Genomic DNA, 19,469 nt, shown 5'->3' with positions numbered 1-19,469 from the left:
GGAGCGCCATGTCAGCGATGAAGGTGGCCGAGCGCCGTCGGCTCGGCCGCTCCAGCGTCCCGGTGACCGCGCTGTCGTTGGGCAGTGCGGCCGTCGGCGGGCTCTACGCCCCTGTGCCGCGGGAGCAGGGCACGGCGACCGTACGCCGCGCCCTCGAATTGGGGGTGCGGTACTTCGATACGGCGCCCCACTACGGCGCGGGCACGGCCGAACGCCGTCTCGGCGCCGTGCTCGCGGACGAGCCGCGCTCCTCGTTCACGATCTCGACCAAGGTCGGACGGCTGCTGCGGCAGCGCCGAGCCGGGGAGGCGCCGGACGACTCGGGCTTCCCGGCCGAGCCCGCGGTCAAGCGGGAGTGGGACTTCAGCGCCGACGGGATCCGGCGGTCACTGGAGTCGTCCCTGGAGCGGCTCGGTCTCGACCGGGTCGACATCGTCTTCCTGCACGACCCCGACGATCACGAGGACCAGGTGTACGCCGCCGCCTTTCCCGCTCTGGCGAAGCTGCGGGACCAGGGCGTGGTCGGCGCCATCGGCGCCGGCATGAACCAGTCGCCCATGCTCGCCCGGTTCGTCCGGCGGCTCGACCTGGACGTGGTGCTGTGCGCCGGACGGTACACGCTGCTCGAACAGCCCGCGCTGGACGACCTGCTTCCGGCCTGCGCCGAACGCGGCACCTCCGTGGTCGTCGGCGGGGTCTACAACTCGGGGCTTCTGGCCGGAGGAACGACGTACGACTATCGGTCCGCGCCTCCCGAACTGATGGAGCGGACCGCTCGGCTGCGCCAGGTCTGCCACGCGCACGGGGTGCCGCTGCGTGCCGCCGCCCTGCGGTTCCCGTTCGGGCATCCCTCCGTGGCGAGCGTCCTGACGGGCTGCCGGACGCCCGCCGAGGCCGAGGACAACGCCGCGCTGTTCGAGCGGGACATTCCGGCGTCCCTGTGGAAGGACCTTCTCGCGGCGGGCCTGCTGCCCGCCGGCGCACCTCTACCGGCGTGATCGGAAGTGGCATGTTCGACGCTCATCACCATCTCTGGGACACCTCCGTCCGCGACTACACGTGGATGAACGGCCCCTGGGCCGACCCGCTGCGCGGCCGGTTCGACCTTGCCCGCTACACCGGCGCGGCCAGGCCGGACGGTTCGATCGTCGTCCAGGCACTGCACAGCGCCGAGGAGACGCAGGAACTTCTGGCCGTCGCGGAGGGCCCGGGACCGGTCGCCGGCGTGGTCGGCTGGACCGACCTCACCGCACCGGACGTCCGGGACACGCTGCGGAGGATGCCCGAGACGCTCGTCGGGATCAGACACCAGGTGCAGGACGAGCCCGACTCGGCCTGGCTGCTGCGTCCGGAGGTTCGGAAGGGGCTGGCGGCGGTGGGGGAGGCCGGGCTGGTCTACGACCTGCTGGTGACGCCTCGGCAGGCGGCTTCCGCGCTGGAGGCCGTCCGTGCGCTGCCCGGCGTGGCGTTCGTGCTCGACCACGCGGGCAAGCCCGGCATCGCCGGGGGAGCCTGGGAGCCGTGGGCCAACTGGATCGGCTCCCTGGCCGCGCTTCCGAACGTCACGGTGAAACTGTCCGGGCTGGTCACCGAAGCGGCACCGCGGTGGAAACCGGATGACGTCCTGCCGTACGCGCGGTACGTCCTCGACACCTTCGGTCCGGGTCGGGTCATGTACGGCTCGGACTGGCCGGTCTGCACGCTGGCGGCCTCCCACGACCAGGTCGCCGAACTCGCCGGGGCCGCCGTCGCCGGGCTGACGCCGGGGGAGCGCGACGAGGTCTTCGGCGGCACGGCCCGCCGCGTCTACGGAGTCGGGGGGTGACATGGCCGGATTCGGGGGCATGACTACCGTGCGTTTATAGGCAAGTCCGCCGCGTGACGGCCGCCTGAGGGGGGCTTCACCTGGAGGAACGGCTCCGACTCGAAGAGGGTAGTGATCATGGTCGAGCGAGACGCGTTGCCGGCTCCCGAACGGGGGCTGGTGCTGACACACTTCCTGACCGTGCGGGACGTGGCCCGGTCTCGTGCCTTCTACGCGGACGTCTTCGGCGGGGAGGTCGTCCTGGAGGAGAACCCCGCCATCGTGAAGGTGGCCAACACCTGGATCATCATGAACCCCGGCGGCGGCCCGACCCCCGACAAACCGGACGTGACCCTGTCGCCCCCGGAGCCCGGCGACCCCGTCTCGGCGTTCATGAACGTCCGCGTGGCCGACATCGCCGCGTTCCACGCCGAGGCCACCGCCCAGGGCGCCCGCTTCCTGACCGACCCGATCGACCGCAAGGCGGAGATCCGCTGCTACATGCGCGACCCCGACGGCCACCTCATCGAGATCGGCCAGGCCACCGGCATGCTCCACGGCCGCTACGCCGACCCGCCGGCGGCCGACACCCGCTGACCGGGGCCGGGCCACCGTCCCCAGGCCATGGCCCCTCAGTCGAGGTCTGCGAGGGTGTGGCGGAGGGAGCGGAGAACGGTGGAGCGCCAGCCGCTGCCCATGCCGCGGAAGGCGTAGGCGCTGACCGGGTCGTCCAGGTCGAAGCCCGCGTGTTCGACGAAGATCCGGGTGCCGCGCCCTTCGGGGACGAGCCGCCAGGTGACCGTCGTGTCGAGGCCGCCGCCGCGCCAGCCGATGCGCAGCAGCCGGTGCTCCTCGAGGTCGAGGACCTGGCAGGCGATCGTCCCGTCGAAGCCGACGTTCGGGATCGGCTTGGCGGTGAAGGTGAAGCGGTGGCCGAGGACGGGCTTGAAGTCGTTCGGCATCAGCCAGCGGGACAGCAGGTCCGGCTCGGTGAGCGCCCGCCACACCTTGGCCGGCGGATGCGGCAGGAACTCGTCCACCTCGATGGACGCCCGGTCTCCGATGTCTGGGCGATCGGTCACAGGTCCTCCTCGTCCAGGAGTTCGCGCAGGTCCGCGAGCTTCTCCCGCCAGAACCGCTCGTACGGGGTGAGCCATTCCGACAGCTCCCGCAGCGGCGCGGGCTCCAGCCGGTAAAGGCGCTGGCGGCCGCTGCGCTGCTCGCTGACCAGCCCGGCGTCCCGCAGGACCCGCAGGTGCTCCGACACGCTCGGGCGGCTCATCGCGAAGTGCGCGGCGAGGTCGTTCACCGGCCGTGGCCCGTCCAGCAGGAGGGTGGTGAGCTCCCGCCGGACGGGGCTGGCCAGCGCCGCGAAGACGTCCGCGGTCACCGCGCGGCCAGCACGATGCCGTTGCCGTCGGGGTCGGTGAGCGTGGCCTGCCGCCCCCAGGGCAGATCCTGCGGGCCCTCGACGTCCACCCCGGCGAGCCGCAGTTTCTCGCAGTCCCCGTCGAGGTCGGACGTCTCCAGGATCAGCCCGTGGACGCTGCCGGGCGGCACGCCGGGCAGGTGGTCCGCGAGCACCACGTTCGTCTCCGCGCCCTCGGGGGCCACCTCCAGCCAGCGGATCGGGCCCGCCGCCCGGTCCGTCACCACCCCGAAGCCGAGCTTGCCCGTGTAGAAGTCCTTGGCCGCGTCCTGGTCGGACACCGGCACGGTCAGCAGCCGCACACGCGTGATGTTCATGCGGCCGACGATACGTAGGGGATTTCCTACCTGTCAAGCGTAGGGAAACTCCTACCTGTCACGCTCCGGGGCCGGGTTTAGGGGGCGGGCTCGGTGGCAGGCTGGGGGGATGCGTGCCGTCACCTATGACTCGTATGCCACTGACAACTCCCGCCTGAGGGTCGGGGACGTCCCGGATCCGAAGGTCGGCCCGGGGCAGGTGCTCATCGAAGTGCGCGCGGCCGGGGTCAACCCGGTGGACTGGAAGGTCATGGCCGGTGGCCTCGACAGCATGATGGACGCGGTGTTCCCCGTCATCCCCGGCTGGGACGTCGCCGGGGTGGTGCGGGCGGTCGGTCCCGACACGCCGGAGTTCGCCCCGGGCGACGAGGTGATGTCCTACGCCCGCAAGGACGTCGTCGGCGCCGGGACGTTCGCGCAATATGTCGCGGTCTCGGCGGTCCATGTGGCGCGCAAGCCCGAGTCGCTCGACTGGAACCAGGCCGCCGGGCTGCCGCTGGCGGGGATGACCGCGCAGCGTTCCCTGGACCGCCTGGAGGTCGGCCCCGACGACGTCCTGCTCGTCCACGCGGCGTCCGGCGGGGTGGGGAGCTTCGCCGTCCAGATCGGACGGGACCGGGGCGCCCGCGTCATCGGCACGGCGTCCGAGAAGAACCACGACTACCTGCGCGAACTCGGCGCCGAACCGGTCGCCTACGGGGACGGGCTGGCGGATCGCGTCCGGGAACTGGTGCCCGGCGGGCCGTCCGCGGTCGCCGACTTCGTGGGCGGCCAGCTGGAAACGACCCTCGCCGTCCTGCGGCCCGGCGGACGGCACGTGTCCGTCGCCGACAACACCGTGGACAGGCACGGCGGCCACTGGATCTGGGTCCGGCCGGACGGCGCCAGGCTCGCCGCCCTCGCCGCCATGGCGGACCGGGGCGCGCTCACGGTCGAGGTCGCGGGCACATATTCGCTGGACGAGACGGGCGCCGCGTTCGACGCCAGCCGCGGCCACCACACCCGCGGCAAGCTGATCATCACTCCGTCATGAGATCGACTTGCGCGCCAGACCCGCCTTGGCGGCCCTTTCCCGGCGCTCGGCCCCGGCCTGCTGCCGCGCCTTCTCATGGACGGACCAGTTCTCCGGCTGCATGCACATCAGTTCGCCCGTGTCCGGGACGAGGATCACCCCGCCGAAGGGGTCGTCGCCCGCGAACCACACCCCGCGGGCGATCTCCTTGGGCCACCGGGAGGAGCAGAGCGGTTCACGAGCAGACATCCGGGGGGACCCGTCCGTGCCCAGGGTCAGCGAGCGCCTCCCGGCGGAACGCAGATTGGACTTCTGCAGCGGTGAGCGGAACTCGAAGTCGTACACCTTCAGCACGCGGCCGCATTTCCACATCCAGAAGATCTGGTTGAGCCAGAGTCTCGTTCCGAAAGCGACCGTCACAATTCCCACGCCGACGAACGGGTACAGGACCTTGACCTTCAGCGCCAACGGCACGGCCACCATCGCGGCGCCGACCAGCACGACGAGCAGGTAGCGCCGCAGCAGCACCGAATAGTGATACCTCACCGGCCCCCGCCGGTCGCTGCCGTCCGTGGCAAAGGGGGCGGCTCGCCGGAACGACCGGTAAAGGTGCGATTGCAGCGTGATGATCGTGACGGTGACGAGCCCGAGCATGCCCGGTATCACGAGCCAGAAGAAGGTGTCGCTGAGAAGGGTGAGCGCGAGCCCGTAGGACACCACGAAACTCCCGGCCGGCAGCGCGGCCCGCCTCAGCGGGCCGCGCTCGCCGCCTGTCCGTGGGTCGCCGCCGGTTCTGCCCGGTGCGATCGAGGGCTCCGTCATGAGTTCCGTCCCTTTTCGTCCGCCACGTCCGGAGATGATCGTGGTCGTCCAAGGTAAGGGCGGTGCGCCAGGGATCGCTACCCCCGGCCACCGGTTCGCTCCGGTCAGCGACGCCCGGTGGCCCGGTCAGTCGACCAAGGCGCCGGCGGAGATGTTGACCTGGGTCGATGTGAGGCTGGCGGCGTGGTCGGACGCGAGGAACGCGGCGACCCGGCCGACGTCGGTGAGCGTCGCGGCGCGCTTGAGGAGCGTGGCGTCCACCATCTGCTGCTTGACCGGGTCCATCTGCGGCCCGTCCGGCATGGATTCCGGGATGCCCGCGGTCCGCATCGACAGGACCCGGACCGAGTGCGGGCCCAGCTCGCACGCCCACTGGCGGCGCATCGCCTCGACCATGTCGCAGCCGATCTGCACGTTCCCGAGGCCGGGCATGCGGTTCCCGGCGTCGGAGCCGCCGAAGTGCAGGATCACGCCGGAGCCCTGCCCGACCATGTGGCGGGCCGCGGCCTGCGTGGTCAGCACGAACGAGCGCGCCATCTTCTCCAGGGACTGGGCGAAGTCCCCGGCCTTCATCTCGCTCATGGGGCCGAACATCGTGTCGTGGGAGATGACGTTGACCGCGATGTCGACGCTTCCGGCGGTCTCCGCGACGGAGTCGACCCACCCGTTGACGGCCTCCTCGTCCAGGGCGTCCACGCGGGCCGTCTCGGCGAGCCCGCCGGCGCTCCGGATGTCCTCGGCGACGGCGTCGAGCGTCGCGGGGGTGCGGCCGGCGAGGAACACGCGCGCGCCCTCCACGGCGAAGCCGCGCGCCATGGCTCCGCCGATCGCCCCGCCGCCGCCGAAGATGATCGCGGTCCTGTTGTCGAGCAGCATGCCGTTCTCCGTTCGTCCGGGATCAGGTGTGTCCGACGCTAGGCGCGAAGCCGCGCGGCCCGCATCGGTCAGGGAACGGGCGTTGAACGGTGCTGGTCAGGGAGGTGTGCGCGCCAGGGAAGCGGTTCCGGCGGTGCCGTGTCGCGCGGGCGGGGCGGAGCGGTTAAGTCATGTGTCCGATACGAGGCGGGCCAGTTCCATGCGGCGGGTGACGCCGATCTTCGGGTAGGCCTTGTAGAGGTGATGCCCGACGGTGCGGGGGCTCAGGTAGAGCTGCGCGCCGATCTCACGGTTGCTGAGCCCGGCGGCGGCGAGCCGCACGACCTGCAGTTCCTGCGGGGTCAGCCGATTCAGCGGATCGCCGTCCCCGGCAGCGGCGGCCGGACGGTTACCCAGGACTTCCAGTTCGGAGCGGGCACGTCCGGCCCAGGACGCGGCGCCGAGCCGGGTGAAGACGTCCCGGGCGGCGGTCAGCTCGGTCCGCGCTTCGGTGCGGCGGCGCCGCCGGCGCAGCCATTCGCCATAGAGCAGCCGGGTCCTCGCGGCGTCGTAGGCGTGGTCGCCGTGCAGGTCCAGCGCGGCGCGGTAGTGCTCGTCCGCCTCGTCGCCACCGGCGAGCAGGGCGCGGCACCGCGACATCAGGGCGCCGCATGACGTGGCCTCCGCCCACGCCTCGAACGCGGGGAGGTGGGCACGGGCGAGATCCGGGCGGCCGGCCCGCACCGCGGCCTCCGCATGGTCCGGGACGGCGCGGATCAGCAGGTCGTGCCGGGCGGGTCCAGAGCACACCGCCTCAAACCGCTCCAGGGCGGCGTCGGCGTGCCCATCGGCGAGATCGAGCAGGCCGAGCCCCCAGGACGCCAGCGCGGCGTTGGTCGGATGCAGGTCGGTGTGCTTGAGGACGCCGGGCGCCAGGGCACGGGCACGCTCGGCGTCCGCGTCCAGCCGGACCGCGATGCACTTCAGTGCGGTGACCTGCATGTCCATGCCGATGTCGGCGGCCAGGGACAGGCCCTCCGCGGCGGCAGCGTCCGCGCCGCGCAGGTCGCCGAGCAGGAGCCGTCCGATCGCGAGCGGCTCCAGGATGTAGGGGAGCCAGCCGAGCGCGCCCTGGGCCCTCGCCTCCCCGGCCATGTGCTCCAGCAACTCGGTCGCGGCGCGGTCGTCCGCCACGAGAAGCCCCATGAAACCGCCGATGACGCGCTCGACGACGTCCTCCACGCCGCCGCTCCGAGCGGACTCGAACAGCGCGCGCATCGCGGGGACGGCCTCGGCCGGGCCGTCCGCCAGCCGCCCGTAGGCGATCAGGGCGGCGGCGACCGGCGCCTTCGCCGAGCCCGCGGGCAGCTTCACCTCCCGCAGCAGTTCGACGCTCCGCCGTACCAGGTCGTGCGCGCCGGCGTCCCGGGCGGACCAGACCGCCTCCGTCAGCATGGCCACCGCCTGCTCGGGGTCGCTCCCGGCGATGAGCGCCGCTCCCTGTAACGCGAGCGCCGCGTCGGCGGCGGGCGAGACGCGCTCGTAGGCGACCTGGGCGCGGATGAAGGTGGCCTCGGCGACGACGCCGTCCTGCCCGGTGAGCTGCTCGGCCTCGGCAGCGAGACGGGTGGCCTGGTCGGGCCGGCCGGCGTCGTAGCAGGCCCGCGCGGCGTGGACGAGCCGGCGCGCCTTGCCCTCCGGTTCGGTGCTGAGCCGCGCGGCGCGCTCGTACGCGGCGGCGACGGCGGCCGTTCCGCCGCGCCGCTCGGCGCGGTCCGCGACCCGCTCCAGCTCGGCGGCGACGCTCTCGTCCGGACCGGTGGCGGCCGCCGCGCGGTGCCAGGCGCGCCGGTCGGCGTGCTCGTCGCCGCCGAGGACCCCGGCCAGCGCGTCATGGACGGCGATCCGCCGGTGATGGGCGGCGTCCTGGTAGGTGACGGCGCGGATGAGCGGATGCCGGAACCGCACCTCCTCGCCGTCCAGGACCACGAGCCCGGCCTCTTCGGCGGGTCCGAGGTCGGCCGGTCCGAGACCGAGCGCCTCCCCGGCGCGCAGGACGATGCCCAGGTCGGCAGTGCCGTCGGCGGCGACCACCAGGAGCAGCCGGCGGGTGGCGTCCGGCAGCTCGGCGAGCCGGCGGCGGAACGTCTCCTGAACCCTGCCCCCGACGGGCAGCGGGCCGGCCTGGTGAGCGGGCCGGGACGGGAGCGCGTTGGCCAGTTCGATGAGCGCGAGCGGGTTGCCGGCCGCCTCGTCCAGCAGCCGTTCCCGCACCGGGACGGTCAGCCCCGGCGCGTGCGCCGTCACGAGAGCGCGGGCCGCGGCGCGGTCCAGGCCCGTCAGCCGCAGCACGTCGAGGCCGCGGTCCGGGAACGGGCGGACGCCGTCCCGGACCGTGAAGACCATGGCGATCGGGTCGGCGCCGAGCCGCCGGGCGGTGAACAGCAGCGCGTCCAGCGAGGCGCTGTCGAGCCACTGCGCGTCGTCCACCAGGCATGCCAGCGGCCGGTCGGCGACCAGCTCGGACAGCAGGGTGAGGGTGGCGGCGCCGATCAGGAAGCGGTCCCCGGCCGGCCCGGCGGCGAGACCGAACGCGGACCGCAGCGCCGCCGCCTGCCGCTCGGGCAGCGCGTCGAACCGGTCGCGGTACGGATGCAACATGAGGTGCAGCCCGCCGAACGCGAGCTCGCTCTCCGACTCGACGCCGGTGCCGCGAATGATCTGCATGTCCCCGGCGTCCGCCGTGATCCGACCGAGCAGCGCGGTCTTGCCGATCCCCGCCTCGCCCCGGATCACCACCGTCCGGCTGCGCCCGGAACGAGCGTCCCCGAGAATCCCGGCGACACGCTCTATCTCGCGATCCCGCCCCATGAACACGCCGAAAACCCTACAAGCCGGACCACCGGCTCACCGGCCAGTGCGTCTATGAAGCTTCGAAGACAAGGTGAGGCCCCGGGGGATGGTGCTCCCCGGGGCCTCGGTGGTTGCTCTCAGAGCGTCAGATGGTGCGCGGGATTGTTACTGGTTGTCCCGCGCCTGCTGCACCTGCGCCTTGATCTCGTTCTTGCTCTGACCGGCGTTCACCGTCGTGATCGTGTGGTGGTTGCCGGGGCCGTTGAAGCCCGTCTGAACGTCGACCTGCCGGGTCGGCGATTGCTCCGCAGCCTCCTTGAGGACTTGCGCGTTCTCGTCCGGGTCCTTGTACGGTTGGTCGAAGCGCTCTTCGTTCTTCGGCATATCAGGTTCCTCTTCGTTGGCGCGTCGGGTGACCTCCGTGCTGCCACCCCTGCGGGTGATCGTTCCCGGGGGACGCCGCCGATGTCAAGGTTCGCCATTGGGATCAGGTTCCCGAGCGCGGCAGGGATCGACCAGGTGCGGGTAGGTCCTGCGAGGGGCCGGTGCGGAGCGACCAAGCGGCCGGCTCCGCGATCTCGATGCGCCTACGTACGGCCGGCGGGTGCGCTGCGGGCAACGCCACGACCAGTTCGTCCCGCCATACCGGAATCAGTTCGAGTCCCGGGCTCTGCCCTGCTCCGCGGACGAACGCGGCGTCCAGGTCACCGTCGCGCACCCGCTTCACTCGGAGCGCTCTGCGGTTCCATGTGATGCAGGCCAGCGGCGCGGTTGGACACGAGGAACACGGCGACACGGCCGACATCGGTAGCGCCGCGGCGCGCTTGAGGAGGGTGGGATGACGGCCTAGTCGCCGTGGATCGAGACCTGGCCGACCTTCTTGCCGCCCGCGATGATGTCGAAGACAAGGTGAGGCCCCGGGGGATGGTGCTCCCCGGGGCCTCGGTGGTTGCTCTCAGAGCGTCAGATGGTGCGCGGGATTGTTACTGGTTGTCCCGCGCCTCCTGCACCTGCGCCTTGATCTCGTTCTTGCTCTGACCGGCGTTCACCGTCGTGATCGTGTGGTGGTTGCCGGCGCCGTTGCTGCCGGACTGAACGTCGACCTGCCGGGTCGGCGAGTTGTCTGCGGCGTTCTTGAGGACTGCCGCGTTCGCGTCCGGGTCCACGTGCGGTTGGTCGAAGCGCTCTTCGTTCCTGGGCATATCAGGTTCCTCTTCGTTGGCGCGTCGGGTGACCTCCGTGCGGCCACCCCTGTGGGTGATCGTTCCCTGGGGGCGCCACCGATGTCAAGGTCCACTCTTGAGGTCAGGGTTGCTGGGTGCGGCAGGCGGCCAGGAGGGGGGCCAGGCGTCGGGCGGAGGCGGCCGGGCGGACGGCAAGGTAGGTCTGCAGGGCGGGTTCGGGCGGGGCGAAAGGGCGGAAGACGGTGCGGGTGCTGGGCAGGGTCGCGGCCTTGGAGGCGTAGAACACGCTCCAGGTGGGCTTTCCGCTGCCGATGGCCGCGAGGGTGTCCTGGTCCGTCGTGAAGGCGGGGCCCATGACGGGCTCGAAGCCCGCGGCCCGGCAGGCGTGGATGATCAGATCGACCAGATGCGGGTTGGCCCTGCGAGGCGCGATGCGGAGCGGCAAAGCGGCCAGTTCCGCGATCTCGATGCGCTCGTGTGCGGCCAGCGGGTGTGATGCGGGCAAGGCCACGACCAGTTCGTCCCGCCATACCGGAATCAGTTCGAGCCCCTGGCTCTGACCGGCCCCGCGGACGAATGCGGCGTCCAGGTCGCCGTCGCGTACCCGCTTCAGCCGGAGCGCGGCCGGAGCGCTGTGCAGTTCCACGTCGATCTCCGGCGCCCGTTCCGCCAGGTCCGCAAGCAGGCGCTCCAACCGCGCGCCGAGACCGGCGCTGGTGCCAAGGCGCAGCGTCGCCACCTGGCCGGAGCGGAACTCCGCCATCGCTTCCAGCGCCGCTTCCTCGGCCGCCGCGATGGCCCTGGCACGTGGCAGGAACGCCTGCCCTGCGGCGGTCAGGGTCACGGTGCGGGTGGTCCGATCGAAAAGGGGCAGGCCGAACTCGCGTTCCAGCCTGCGGACCTGCTGGCTGACGGTCGGCTGGACGATGCGCAGTCGCTCGGCGGCCCGTCCGAAGTGCAGCTCCTCGGCGACTGCCAGGAAATACCTGACCTGCCGCAGCTCCATCCCTCGCTCCTCCGCTCATCACGATCCGTGATGAGTCTATGAGCGTAGTGCGCCTTGGCCGCCGCAGTTCAAAGCGGTGGACTGGTCCTACACCACGGCGCGAGCCGTAAAGGATTAGGAGGCAGCCATGCCCGCAGTGACCGTCCAGCAGGGCCCCCGCGACGTCGAGCTCAAGCGTGAGCTGATCAAGAAGATCACCGACGCCTTCGTCGAGACCTACCGGATCCCGCCCGAGACGGTGATGGTCTTCATCGAGGAGACCCCCACCGACAGCTTCGGCGTCGCAGGCAGACTCGCCGCCGACTAGAAGACCACACCCGTTGGCTGGCGCGGGTAGGGCACACATGCGTCGCCAGCGGAGAATGCGAGGGCGCGGCCGGGGGGCCGCGCTCTCTCCCACGTCTCGGGGCTGTACTCGGGGTCCACGGGCTCGGGGTCCGTCACCATGTACCAGGCCTCTCACGTGTGGACGGCCGCCGGCAATGGACTGATCATGCCCCGCAGAAGTTCGGTCGCCTCGCCCTGGTCGCCGCTCTGTCGTGCCTTCCGGCACGTGGTCACGTCCACCGAGCAACCGCCCGTCGCTCGGCGCAGAGCGCGTCCGCCCAGGCGGACCATGTGTGCTTGTTGCCGAAGATCCTCGCCTGCACCCGCACACCCGCGTCGATCTCGAACAGGCGCGCCATCGAGGACCGATGGATGTCCGCCGACCATGTGGCGTCGACGAGGGAGGTCCGGTCGGCCTCCCACAGCACGCAGTGCCGCCGGCGTCTGCCGCCCGTGTACAGGACGTTCTCCAGCAGCAGGAGCCTCTGCCCGGTCATCAGCAGGAAGGCGCCGGCGTCTTCGAACCAGAGGCCGTCGAGCGCGACCGACGCCCACGCCGCTTGCTCGATCACCTCACCGCGGCGCATCACGGCCAATGCCCGGTCCGTGAACTCGTCCAGGTGATGGAACCCGGTGCCGTGCTCGGCCTCCCGCAACGCGCCGTTCAGAGCCACCCTGATGTTCAGCTCGGCGGCCCGCACCTCGTCGGGATCGGCGTCGCTCCAATCCGTCAGCTCGTACGACACGACCGGTTTCGGCCGCGCCGGCGGTGGAGGCGGCGGCGTGACGTCGGGCTTCCGCGATGCGGGACGTCTCCTGAACACAGCGACTTCCTCCAGTACGGCCACGGCATCGGCGGTTGAACAAACAATTGTGTTTGTTTGATAGCCCCGGTGGTCTACGGTCTCAGTGTGGCTCAGGATCTCGGGCGGTTGTTGCTCGGACGGTACCGGCTCATGAGTCCGCTGGGCCGCGGCGGCATGGGGACGGTCTGGCGCGCACAAGACGAGCGGCTCGGCCGCGAGGTGGCGGTCAAGGAGCTGCGCCTCCCCGAGGACCTGGACGCCGAGCAGCGCGCCGCGTTGACCGCACGCCTCGACCGGGAGGCACGTGCGGCGGCCCGGCTCCGGCACCCCGGCATCATCACCGTCCACGACCTCGTGACCGGCGAGGACGGGCAGCCCTGGATCATCATGGAGCTGGTGCCCGGCCGGTCCCTGGCCGACCTGCTCGCCGAGCAGGGGCCCCTTCCGCCCGAGCGTGCCGCCGCTCTCGGCCTGCGGATCTTGGACGCGCTGCGCGCCGCCCACCGAGCGGGCATCGTCCATCGCGACATCAAGCCGGCCAACGTCCTGCTGGAAGGCGACCGGGTCGTGCTGACCGACTTCGGCATCGCCGCGGTCGACGGGGACGCGACCTTGACGCGTTCGGGCGCGCTTCTCGGAACTCCGGCGTACATGTCCCCTGAGCAGGTCCGCGGCCTGCCCGCCACCGCGGAGTCGGACCTGTGGCCGCTGGGGGCGACGCTGCAGACCGCGGTGGAGGGCCGTCCGCCCTTCGCCGGTCCGAGCGCCGGGGCCGTCTTCGTCGCCATCGCGACTCAGGAGCCGGCCCCCGTCCAGAACGCGGGTCCCCTGGAACCCGTCCTGCGCGGCCTGCTGCGCAAGAGCCCGTCCGAGCGGACGACCCTCGACCAGGCGCAGCAGATGCTGGCCTCGCTCCTACCGCCCCAGGCCGCCCCCGCTCCCGCACCGCCTGGACAAACCCCACCAGACGCGCCGCACCCGCCGGTCGGTCCCGCACCGCAGCGACCGGCCGCCGGAGGCCACTGGCCGCCCCCGCACGAACCGGCTACACGAACGCAGCCTCAACGGTGGCTGGGGTTCGCCATCGCGGGCGCTGCCGCGTTGCTGCTGGTCGCGGCGCTGCTGCCGTGGCAGAAGGTGTCCGCCTCCGTTCCGGGCTTGTCCAGCGCTCGTGACCTGACGACCACCTCCACCGGCCTCGGTTCCGGCTGGGGCTGGGTGACGCTGCTGTGCGCGGTTCTGGCGGCGGCCCTCGGCCTGCTCGGCGGCATCCTGAACAAGCTCGCGGCGGCGGCGAGTGCGGCGGCCCCGGCGCTGCTCGCCCTGCTGATGCTGCTCGCCGTCGCCGTCCTGCCGCAGATCAAGACGCCGACGCTCCCGAACACGAGAACACTGCCCCCGGCCCTGGCCGCCACCGTGAACAGTCACACGAAGGCGACCCTGGAGGCCGGCTGGTACGCCGCGGTGCCCCTCACACTCCTGATCATCGCCCTGAGCCTCGCCGCCCTAGCCCTGACCCTCCGCACCCGTACTAGGCCTTGAGGTCATTGGGGACGGCCCGTGCCCCCTGCCCTCGGTCCCGCCGAGGCGGCGTACGAGGCGGACCAGGGCGGCGCGCTGGCCGTCGGGATCGCCGGTGAGGTCGGGCATCAGCATGGGCTGGAGTTGAGGGGTGGCGAACCACCAGCCGGCCAAGGCGATGACGGCGTAGAGCAGATCCTGGGGCGGCACGTCCGGGTTGAGACGCCCCGCCTGCTGGGCCTTGGCCAGGGCAGCGATCTTGTCGGCGTAGTGCGTGGTGCGTCCGGCCAGTGCCGCGACCGGTTCACCGTCGACGGCGTGCAGCCCCTCCCAGTGCAGCAGCCGGATGAAGTGCGGGTGCGCACGGTGGTAGTCGAAGACACGCCCGGCGTATTCACCCAGGTCGGAGGCGACCTGCTCGTCCAGGGGGACCGCCCGGGCCAGGCGCTCCAGCTCCTTGGTGAGCACGACGGCGAACATCTTCTCCTTGTTGCCGAAGTAGGAGTAGATGCGTTCCTTGTTCACCCCGGCGGTCGTGGCGATGCGGTCCATCCGGGCGGCCTGGGGGCCGTGGGTGGCGAACTCGTTGACCGCGGCGTCCAGGATGAGCCGCTTCGTCCGGTCCGTGTCCCATGCCATGAGCTGAGCATACGTCAATCTCCAACTCACGGGTTGGAGTTTTTGGATCATCCGTGCCAAACTCCAACCCACGAGTTGGAAATGGGTTCTCCCCTCCGGCGTTCAAGGAGATGTCATGGCAAAGATCCACGCCCAGACCCCCTGCCAGGCCGCCGCCCCCACGGCGCCGACCACCGCTCCTTCGATCCACCTGCGCGCGGTGTTCACCTGGCTGGCCGTCTACGTGATGATCACGGCCACCCAACTACTGCTGGCCCCCGTGCTCGCGTCACTCTCGCCGCCACTCCGGACCTTGGTGATCACAGCCATCGTCGTCCCCGCCGTGGTCTACGTCCTGGTCCCGGCAATCCTCCGAACCCACACCGCCCTACGCCGCCGTCTCTCCTCCTGAGGACGTGGCCTTGACACGAGCCTTCGCCGGGGGCGCTAGGGATTGAGGTCGTCGAGGACGGCGCGGAAGGTGTGGGGTGTTAGGAAGAGCTTGGGGCCGTCGGGGTCTTTGGAGTCGCGGACGGCCACGCCCCTTGGCGGGCCGGCCGGCGCACGGAGCTGGGCCGGGGCTGTCACGTCCGTGACGTCGGCGAGGTCGTAGTCGGGGAAGCGGATATCGTTCGACACTTTAGCTACCGGCGACCAAGGAGTTCGGGCATGGCGGAGGTCGTAGTGTTCCATCACGTGCAGGGGCTGACCCCCGGAGTCGCCGCTTTCGCCGGCGAACTCCGTGTGGCCGGCCACACCGTCCACACGCCTGACCTCTTCGACGGGCGCATCTTCGGCTCCTTCGAGGAGGGCCTCGGCTATGTCGAGCAGACCGGCTTCGGCGAGCTCACCGAGCGCGGTGTCCGCGCGGCCGAACCGCTGCCGCGGGATGCCTTTTACGTTGGCTTCTCGCTCGGTGTGCTGCCCGCCCAGAAGCTGGCACAGACGCGGACGGGCGCGCGGGGCGCGCTCCTGATCCACGCCTGCATCCCCGTGTCGGAGTTCGGTGCGGCATGGCCTGACCGTGTGCCGGTGCAGGTGCATGCGAAGGAAAACGATCCGTTCTTCGCCGAGGACATCGGCGCCGCCCGCGTCCTCGTCTCCGACTGCACCGATGCGGAGATGTTCCTGTATCCCGGAGACCAGCACCTGTTCGCGGACAATTCGCTGCCGTCCCACGACCCGGACGCCGCCAAGCTACTGACCCAGCGAGCGGTCGAGTTCCTCGACTCGCGGTAGTCGTCCAGCGGATCATGCGCAAAGCGGGCCAGGTGCGCGCCTTCCGCTACTTGATCAAGTCCACCGGGTGGCCTTTAGTGCTTGAGGTCGTGAAGGATGGCGCGGAAGGCGCTGGGGGTGAGGTGGAGTTTGGGGCCGTCGGGGTCTTTGGAGTCCCGGACGGCCACAGCCCCAGGGAGCCGTGCCAATTCCACGCACGCATCACCCTGGTCGCCGCTCTGGTGTGCCTTCCGCCACTTGATCACGTCCACCGGACGACCCTTAGTGTCTGAGGTTGTCAAGGAGGATCTGGAAGGTGTGGGGGGTGAGGACGAGTTTGGGGCCGTCAGGGTCTTTGGAGTCGCGGATGGCCACGGCTTCGGAGAACCGTGCCAGCTCCACGCATGCACCGCCCTGGCCGTCGCTTCGACTAGCCTTCCGCCACTTGATCACGTCCACCGAACAACCGCCTTCCTAAGGGACTCGCGGGAGTCGTCCACGCTCAGGACGCGCGCCTGCAACGCCGAAAAAGCGCCGACAATGTGCAAGATATCCTCTTGGTCGTTCGTTGTGAGCCCGCCACTGGCGGCAGGCATGTGGAGCAACTCATCGCCGCTCGGCTGAGTGGCGAGGTTGAAGGGTCCCTCAAGACCCCGGTAGTAGCCGGTTGGGGCGACCTGGAGGGTGACGTTGCTCCATTCGGAGACGGCTAGCAGGTGTTCGCACTGCTCCTTCATAACTTCGGCGCCGCCCATGCACGTCCAGAGGACGTGTTCGAGCAGGACGATGCTGAGCATCGGCGGGTTCTCGCGCTTGAGCACCTCCTGGCGGCGGAGACGGCCTTCGATCGCGGTGTCGTCCACCAGCAGAGCGCGGATGTAGGCCGGGGTCTGGAAGAGGCCATAGACGAACATCGTCTCGAAGGCGCGCAGTAGGGACGCGGTGCCCTCGGCCAGTGGGTAGTCGGCGAACCAGGGCGGGTAGCGGCTGGACTTGAGGAGGTCGTCCCAGGCGTTCGCCATGTCGCTTCCGCTTTGCAGGGCCTTGTCGAGTTCGGTCGCGAACTCCCTGGTGCAGCGGGTGGCGCCGTTCTCCACCTGGCCGACATAACTCCGGGTCACCGGTATCCGGTTTGCCAGTTCGAGTCGGGAAAGTCCGGCATCTTCGCGGAGTCGAGCCAGCTCGATGCCGAAGGCGATCGTCTGTGGGGTGGGCTTTCTCGACCGCATGGGCGTTCACCTTTCGGAAAATGCCTGCAAGCAGACGCAAGCACTCGTGCTGCGTTGCCGTGCTTTGCTGTCCATATTACTCCACGTGGTCGACTCTTTGCGTTAAGTCACGACGGAATGCGGAGGCGATCGGTGGACGAGCCGGCGACGATTGTGATCAAGGCGGACGTGAGAGCGATCCGGGAGGCTCGGGATTTCGTCGGGCTGGTGTTCGGTGCGTGGGGGCTGGAGGACTACGTCGCGCGGACGGTCGTCAGCGAGCTGGCGGCGAACGCGATCCTGCACGGTTCGCGTGACGGGGACCTGGTGGTCGTGCGGGCCCACCGGCGGGAGGACGGGTTCCCTGTGGTGGAGGCGTGGGATCGCTCCGATGTAGTGCCGGTGGTTCGTCCCGTCGACTACGCCGCCGAGAGCGGGCGCGGACTGCTGCTGATGGAGGCGCTCGTGCGGAGATGGGGGACGCGGCCGCTGAACGGGGGCGGGAAGGTCGTCTGGGCCGAAATCGAACCTGTGCCCGCGTGACCTAGGCCGTCGAGATCACCAGGACGCCCAGGAGTGAGATCAGGACGCCGGCCTGTTGCGGCCGCGCCAAGCGCTCTTGGAGGAAGACGCGGGCCAAGGCCAGCGTGACGACCGTGTGCAGGGAGCCCAGGACGGCGACCACGCCGACGAGGCCGTGGGTCGAGGCCGCCGTGTACATCGTGTCGGCGGCCACGATCAGGAAGCCCATGCCCGCGATCACGGGCAGGTTCGCCCGGCGGGGGGTCATGGGCGGACGGCGCATCGCCACCGATACGGCGATCAGAGTCAGCGCGGTCATGCGGGCGCCCAGCAGGGCCCAGGGGACGCTGGTGTCCCCGGAACGGTCCATGAAGGAGAAGAACGCCCCGAAGCCCGCTGCGGCCAGCACCCCGTACCCGATGCTCGGGCCGACTGCGGCGCGGGGCGTGTTCCCGTCCGGGGCGGCCGGGAAGGAGGCGACCACGATCCCGATGACGGCGAGGGCGATGCCGGCCCCCTGCACGGGCCCGGGCACCTCACCGACGACAAGCCCCGCCAGCAGCGGGACGACGGGAGCGGTCGCCGCGCAGGGAGCCACGATGCTCATCGTCCCGACGGCCAGGCCGCGGTAGAGCGCGGCGATGCCGATGACCTCGCTGGTCCCGGCCAGAGCGGCGGGCGCGAGCGCGGCGGTCGCGGGCGGGCCCGCGCCCCGGAAGGCCACCAGGGCCACGACAGCGACAAGGGCCGTGACCTGCGAGATGAGCAGGACCTGAAGGAGGGGGACCGTCCGGCTCTTCAGCCCGCCCAGGAAGTCGGAACTCCCCCAGCCGAGTGCCGCTCCGAGCGCGAGCGCGATGGCGAGCATGCCCGATCATCGACTGATGCGGGGGCGGGCGGCCAGTGCTCGTCCGGACGTGGCCTCCGGCCGTGGTCAGCGGGCCCGGCCGTGGTTGTGCGTCCAGGTGTTCAGGAGGCGTTTGGCGGAGCCGCCGATCGGGCCCACCGCGTCGGCGAGGGTCGCCTTGTCGGGGAGATGGGCGCCTGCGATTGCCTTCACCGCGTTCGCGGCGTCGTCGATCGTGGACGAGCAGACCGAGAGCAGGTAGTCGGGGACGCTCAACGCGGGGTCGACGCATCCGACCACCGGGGTTCCGACCGCGGCGACGAGTGGGAACACCGTGCCCGGGATGCCGATCGCGGCCTCCGCGCGTGCCGACGCCTGGACGGACGGCACGTCGCTGATCTCGTACTGCTGCCACAGCTTGCGGGCCTCGCGAGGGTGCAGCCCGACCAGGATCCGTCTGCCCGATTCGCGGAGGGCCTTCGCCGCCGCGAGCAGCAGTTCGGTCCCGGGCGCCGCGTCGCCCGTCTGGTCCGGGTGCGTGACGCTGGTGAGCACGAGCACCAGACCCGCCTCCGGCTTGCGGGCCGGCAGGTCGTCGGTCTGGGGCGAGCCGACCACCCGGATGTGCCGCCGGGTGCCCAGGTAACCGGCGAACGCCCTGCCCTCGGCGGGAGAGGAGGAGGTGATGCCGCGCAACCGCCGCCGCAGCCGCGCCGCCCCCGGGGCCTCCTGCGGTCCCAGGTAGGCGAGTGAACTGGCCATCAGCGGCAGCTTCCCGAACCGTGCCGCGCACTCCAGCGGCCAGTCTCCGGCGCCGGTCACCACGAGCAGGTCGGCGCGCGGCGCGTCGTCCGGCGTCGCCACCGGCACCGGGTCGCCCGGCGTGATCTTCGTGAGGTCCGGCACGAGCTGGGTGAGCCGCACGCCCTGGCGCTCGGCCTCGGCGAGCAGCGGCTTGACGTGGTAGGTGCCCCACGGCTCGTTCGTCGCGATCAGCACCCGCCGCCGAGACGAGGCCTCCGCAGGACTGCCCGTGCCCAGGACTGCGGCGCCAAGCGCGCTCGCCAGCACACCGCCGACCACCTGGCGCCGCGACAATTCAAGATCGTTTCTCATTCCG

The 19,469-nt window shown here is 71.0% G+C and carries 27 protein-coding genes; 9 read left to right on the top strand and 18 right to left on the bottom strand.

The window, feature by feature from the left end:
• The first annotated feature begins 8 nt into the window (after positions 1 to 8).
• The 3 genes from ACQPZP_RS36845 (at position 9) to ACQPZP_RS36835 (ending at position 2,401) form a co-directional block, all read left to right on the top strand.
• Entirely contained in the window at positions 9 to 998 is a 990-nt protein-coding gene (locus ACQPZP_RS36845; protein WP_433474288.1) for an aldo/keto reductase, read from the top strand.
• A gap of 11 nt (positions 999 to 1,009) precedes the next feature.
• A complete protein-coding gene (locus tag ACQPZP_RS36840; RefSeq protein ID WP_433474287.1) occupies positions 1,010 to 1,825 on the top strand; it encodes an amidohydrolase family protein in 816 nt (271 codons plus the stop codon).
• A gap of 117 nt (positions 1,826 to 1,942) precedes the next feature.
• Positions 1,943 to 2,401, top strand: coding sequence for a VOC family protein (locus ACQPZP_RS36835; protein WP_433474286.1), 459 nt, complete (start codon positions 1,943 to 1,945; stop codon positions 2,399 to 2,401).
• 35 nt (positions 2,402 to 2,436) lie between these two features.
• On the opposite strand, the gene ACQPZP_RS36830 is transcribed toward ACQPZP_RS36835, so the two are convergent.
• The 3 genes from ACQPZP_RS36830 to ACQPZP_RS36820 are packed head-to-tail and all read right to left on the bottom strand — an operon-like array spanning position 2,437 to position 3,550.
• Positions 2,437 to 2,886, bottom strand: a complete 450-nt coding sequence (locus ACQPZP_RS36830; RefSeq protein ID WP_433474285.1) for an SRPBCC family protein — start codon at positions 2,884 to 2,886, stop codon at positions 2,437 to 2,439.
• Entirely contained in the window at positions 2,883 to 3,194 is a 312-nt protein-coding gene (locus ACQPZP_RS36825; RefSeq protein WP_433474284.1) for an ArsR/SmtB family transcription factor, read from the bottom strand. Before ACQPZP_RS36825 ends, ACQPZP_RS36830 begins: the two co-directional genes overlap by 4 nt.
• Positions 3,191 to 3,550, bottom strand: a complete 360-nt coding sequence (locus ACQPZP_RS36820) for a VOC family protein (RefSeq protein WP_433474283.1) — start codon at positions 3,548 to 3,550, stop codon at positions 3,191 to 3,193. Before ACQPZP_RS36820 ends, ACQPZP_RS36825 begins: the two co-directional genes overlap by 4 nt.
• A gap of 109 nt (positions 3,551 to 3,659) precedes the next feature.
• Between ACQPZP_RS36820 and ACQPZP_RS36815 the strand changes: the two genes are divergently transcribed.
• Positions 3,660 to 4,583 (top strand): NADP-dependent oxidoreductase, encoded by a 924-nt coding sequence (locus tag ACQPZP_RS36815; RefSeq protein ID WP_433474282.1) that lies wholly within the window; start codon positions 3,660 to 3,662, stop codon positions 4,581 to 4,583.
• Here the strand turns inward: ACQPZP_RS36815 and ACQPZP_RS36810 are convergent.
• The 7 genes from ACQPZP_RS36810 to ACQPZP_RS36780 all read right to left on the bottom strand — a co-directional run bounded on the left by ACQPZP_RS36810 (position 4,578) and on the right by ACQPZP_RS36780 (position 11,282).
• Positions 4,578 to 5,384 carry a hypothetical protein gene (locus ACQPZP_RS36810; RefSeq protein WP_433474281.1) on the bottom strand — a complete coding sequence of 269 codons (807 nt, stop codon included), beginning with the start codon at positions 5,382 to 5,384 and terminating at the stop codon, positions 4,578 to 4,580. The two genes, ACQPZP_RS36815 and ACQPZP_RS36810, sit on opposite strands and share 6 nt — an antisense overlap.
• A 126-nt stretch (positions 5,385 to 5,510) precedes the next feature.
• Entirely contained in the window at positions 5,511 to 6,260 is a 750-nt protein-coding gene (locus ACQPZP_RS36805) for an SDR family NAD(P)-dependent oxidoreductase (RefSeq protein ID WP_433474280.1), read from the bottom strand.
• 168 nt (positions 6,261 to 6,428) lie between these two features.
• A complete protein-coding gene (locus ACQPZP_RS36800; protein WP_433479735.1) occupies positions 6,429 to 9,110 on the bottom strand; it encodes an ATP-binding protein in 2,682 nt (893 codons plus the stop codon).
• A 147-nt stretch (positions 9,111 to 9,257) separates the two neighbouring features.
• Positions 9,258 to 9,476, bottom strand: a complete 219-nt coding sequence (locus tag ACQPZP_RS36795; protein WP_433474279.1) for a hypothetical protein — start codon at positions 9,474 to 9,476, stop codon at positions 9,258 to 9,260.
• Between the two features lie 103 nt (positions 9,477 to 9,579).
• Positions 9,580 to 9,897 carry a LysR substrate-binding domain-containing protein gene (locus ACQPZP_RS36790; protein ID WP_433474278.1) on the bottom strand — a complete coding sequence of 106 codons (318 nt, stop codon included), beginning with the start codon at positions 9,895 to 9,897 and terminating at the stop codon, positions 9,580 to 9,582.
• Between the two features lie 178 nt (positions 9,898 to 10,075).
• Entirely contained in the window at positions 10,076 to 10,294 is a 219-nt protein-coding gene (locus ACQPZP_RS36785) for a hypothetical protein (protein ID WP_433474277.1), read from the bottom strand.
• Positions 10,295 to 10,397: 103 nt separating this feature from the next.
• The gene (locus tag ACQPZP_RS36780; RefSeq protein WP_433474276.1) at positions 10,398 to 11,282 is read right to left on the bottom strand and encodes a LysR substrate-binding domain-containing protein; all 885 of its coding nucleotides are present in this window, start codon (positions 11,280 to 11,282) and stop codon (positions 10,398 to 10,400) included.
• A 127-nt stretch (positions 11,283 to 11,409) separates the two neighbouring features.
• On the opposite strand from ACQPZP_RS36780, the gene dmpI reads away from it, so the two are divergent.
• The gene (dmpI, locus tag ACQPZP_RS36775) at positions 11,410 to 11,589 is read left to right on the top strand and encodes a 4-oxalocrotonate tautomerase DmpI (RefSeq protein WP_433474275.1); all 180 of its coding nucleotides are present in this window, start codon (positions 11,410 to 11,412) and stop codon (positions 11,587 to 11,589) included.
• A 250-nt stretch (positions 11,590 to 11,839) separates the two neighbouring features.
• On the opposite strand, the gene ACQPZP_RS36770 is transcribed toward dmpI, so the two are convergent.
• Positions 11,840 to 12,433 (bottom strand): hypothetical protein, encoded by a 594-nt coding sequence (locus ACQPZP_RS36770; protein ID WP_433474274.1) that lies wholly within the window; start codon positions 12,431 to 12,433, stop codon positions 11,840 to 11,842.
• Between the two features lie 87 nt (positions 12,434 to 12,520).
• On the opposite strand from ACQPZP_RS36770, the gene ACQPZP_RS36765 reads away from it, so the two are divergent.
• Positions 12,521 to 13,957 (top strand): serine/threonine-protein kinase, encoded by a 1,437-nt coding sequence (locus ACQPZP_RS36765; protein ID WP_433474273.1) that lies wholly within the window; start codon positions 12,521 to 12,523, stop codon positions 13,955 to 13,957.
• Here the strand turns inward: ACQPZP_RS36765 and ACQPZP_RS36760 are convergent.
• Positions 13,922 to 14,575, bottom strand: coding sequence for a TetR family transcriptional regulator (locus ACQPZP_RS36760; RefSeq protein ID WP_433474272.1), 654 nt, complete (start codon positions 14,573 to 14,575; stop codon positions 13,922 to 13,924). The two genes, ACQPZP_RS36765 and ACQPZP_RS36760, sit on opposite strands and share 36 nt — an antisense overlap.
• 115 nt (positions 14,576 to 14,690) lie before the next feature.
• Here ACQPZP_RS36760 and ACQPZP_RS36755 point away from each other — a divergent pair, with 115 nt between their 5' ends.
• Positions 14,691 to 14,966 carry a hypothetical protein gene (locus tag ACQPZP_RS36755; RefSeq protein WP_433474271.1) on the top strand — a complete coding sequence of 92 codons (276 nt, stop codon included), beginning with the start codon at positions 14,691 to 14,693 and terminating at the stop codon, positions 14,964 to 14,966.
• Positions 14,967 to 15,001: 35 nt separating this feature from the next.
• On the opposite strand, the gene ACQPZP_RS36750 is transcribed toward ACQPZP_RS36755, so the two are convergent.
• Positions 15,002 to 15,193 carry a DUF397 domain-containing protein gene (locus ACQPZP_RS36750; RefSeq protein ID WP_433474270.1) on the bottom strand — a complete coding sequence of 64 codons (192 nt, stop codon included), beginning with the start codon at positions 15,191 to 15,193 and terminating at the stop codon, positions 15,002 to 15,004.
• Positions 15,194 to 15,223: 30 nt separating this feature from the next.
• Between ACQPZP_RS36750 and ACQPZP_RS36745 the strand changes: the two genes are divergently transcribed.
• Positions 15,224 to 15,793 (top strand): dienelactone hydrolase family protein, encoded by a 570-nt coding sequence (locus ACQPZP_RS36745; RefSeq protein ID WP_433474269.1) that lies wholly within the window; start codon positions 15,224 to 15,226, stop codon positions 15,791 to 15,793.
• 74 nt (positions 15,794 to 15,867) lie between these two features.
• On the opposite strand, the gene ACQPZP_RS36740 is transcribed toward ACQPZP_RS36745, so the two are convergent.
• Genes ACQPZP_RS36740 through ACQPZP_RS36730 form a run of 3 tightly spaced genes read right to left on the bottom strand, consistent with a single transcriptional unit; the run spans position 15,868 to position 17,001 of the window.
• Positions 15,868 to 16,038, bottom strand: coding sequence for a DUF397 domain-containing protein (locus tag ACQPZP_RS36740; protein WP_433479734.1), 171 nt, complete (start codon positions 16,036 to 16,038; stop codon positions 15,868 to 15,870).
• 16 nt (positions 16,039 to 16,054) lie between these two features.
• The gene (locus ACQPZP_RS36735; RefSeq protein ID WP_433479733.1) at positions 16,055 to 16,225 is read right to left on the bottom strand and encodes a DUF397 domain-containing protein; all 171 of its coding nucleotides are present in this window, start codon (positions 16,223 to 16,225) and stop codon (positions 16,055 to 16,057) included.
• Positions 16,222 to 17,001: a helix-turn-helix domain-containing protein gene (locus ACQPZP_RS36730; protein WP_433474268.1), complete on the bottom strand. Its 780-nt coding sequence runs from the start codon at positions 16,999 to 17,001 to the stop codon at positions 16,222 to 16,224. The genes ACQPZP_RS36735 and ACQPZP_RS36730 overlap by 4 nt, the downstream gene beginning before the upstream one ends.
• A 132-nt stretch (positions 17,002 to 17,133) precedes the next feature.
• Between ACQPZP_RS36730 and ACQPZP_RS36725 the strand changes: the two genes are divergently transcribed.
• Positions 17,134 to 17,523 carry an ATP-binding protein gene (locus ACQPZP_RS36725; protein WP_433474267.1) on the top strand — a complete coding sequence of 130 codons (390 nt, stop codon included), beginning with the start codon at positions 17,134 to 17,136 and terminating at the stop codon, positions 17,521 to 17,523.
• Position 17,524: 1 nt separating this feature from the next.
• Here ACQPZP_RS36725 and ACQPZP_RS36720 read toward each other — a convergent pair whose 3' ends face one another.
• On the bottom strand, positions 17,525 to 18,370 hold the full coding sequence (locus tag ACQPZP_RS36720) for an EamA family transporter (protein ID WP_433474266.1): 846 nt from the start codon (positions 18,368 to 18,370) through the stop codon (positions 17,525 to 17,527).
• A 66-nt stretch (positions 18,371 to 18,436) separates the two neighbouring features.
• Positions 18,437 to 19,465 carry a hypothetical protein gene (locus tag ACQPZP_RS36715; RefSeq protein WP_433474265.1) on the bottom strand — a complete coding sequence of 343 codons (1,029 nt, stop codon included), beginning with the start codon at positions 19,463 to 19,465 and terminating at the stop codon, positions 18,437 to 18,439.
• Positions 19,466 to 19,469 lie beyond the last annotated feature (4 nt).

It is taken from the genome of Spirillospora sp. CA-142024, from assembly GCF_050942325.1.
In the GTDB taxonomy this organism is placed as follows: domain Bacteria; phylum Actinomycetota; class Actinomycetes; order Streptosporangiales; family Streptosporangiaceae; genus Spirillospora.
The sequence above is the reverse complement of the archived record's forward strand: the minus strand, read 5'-3'. Positions and strand labels throughout refer to the sequence as shown.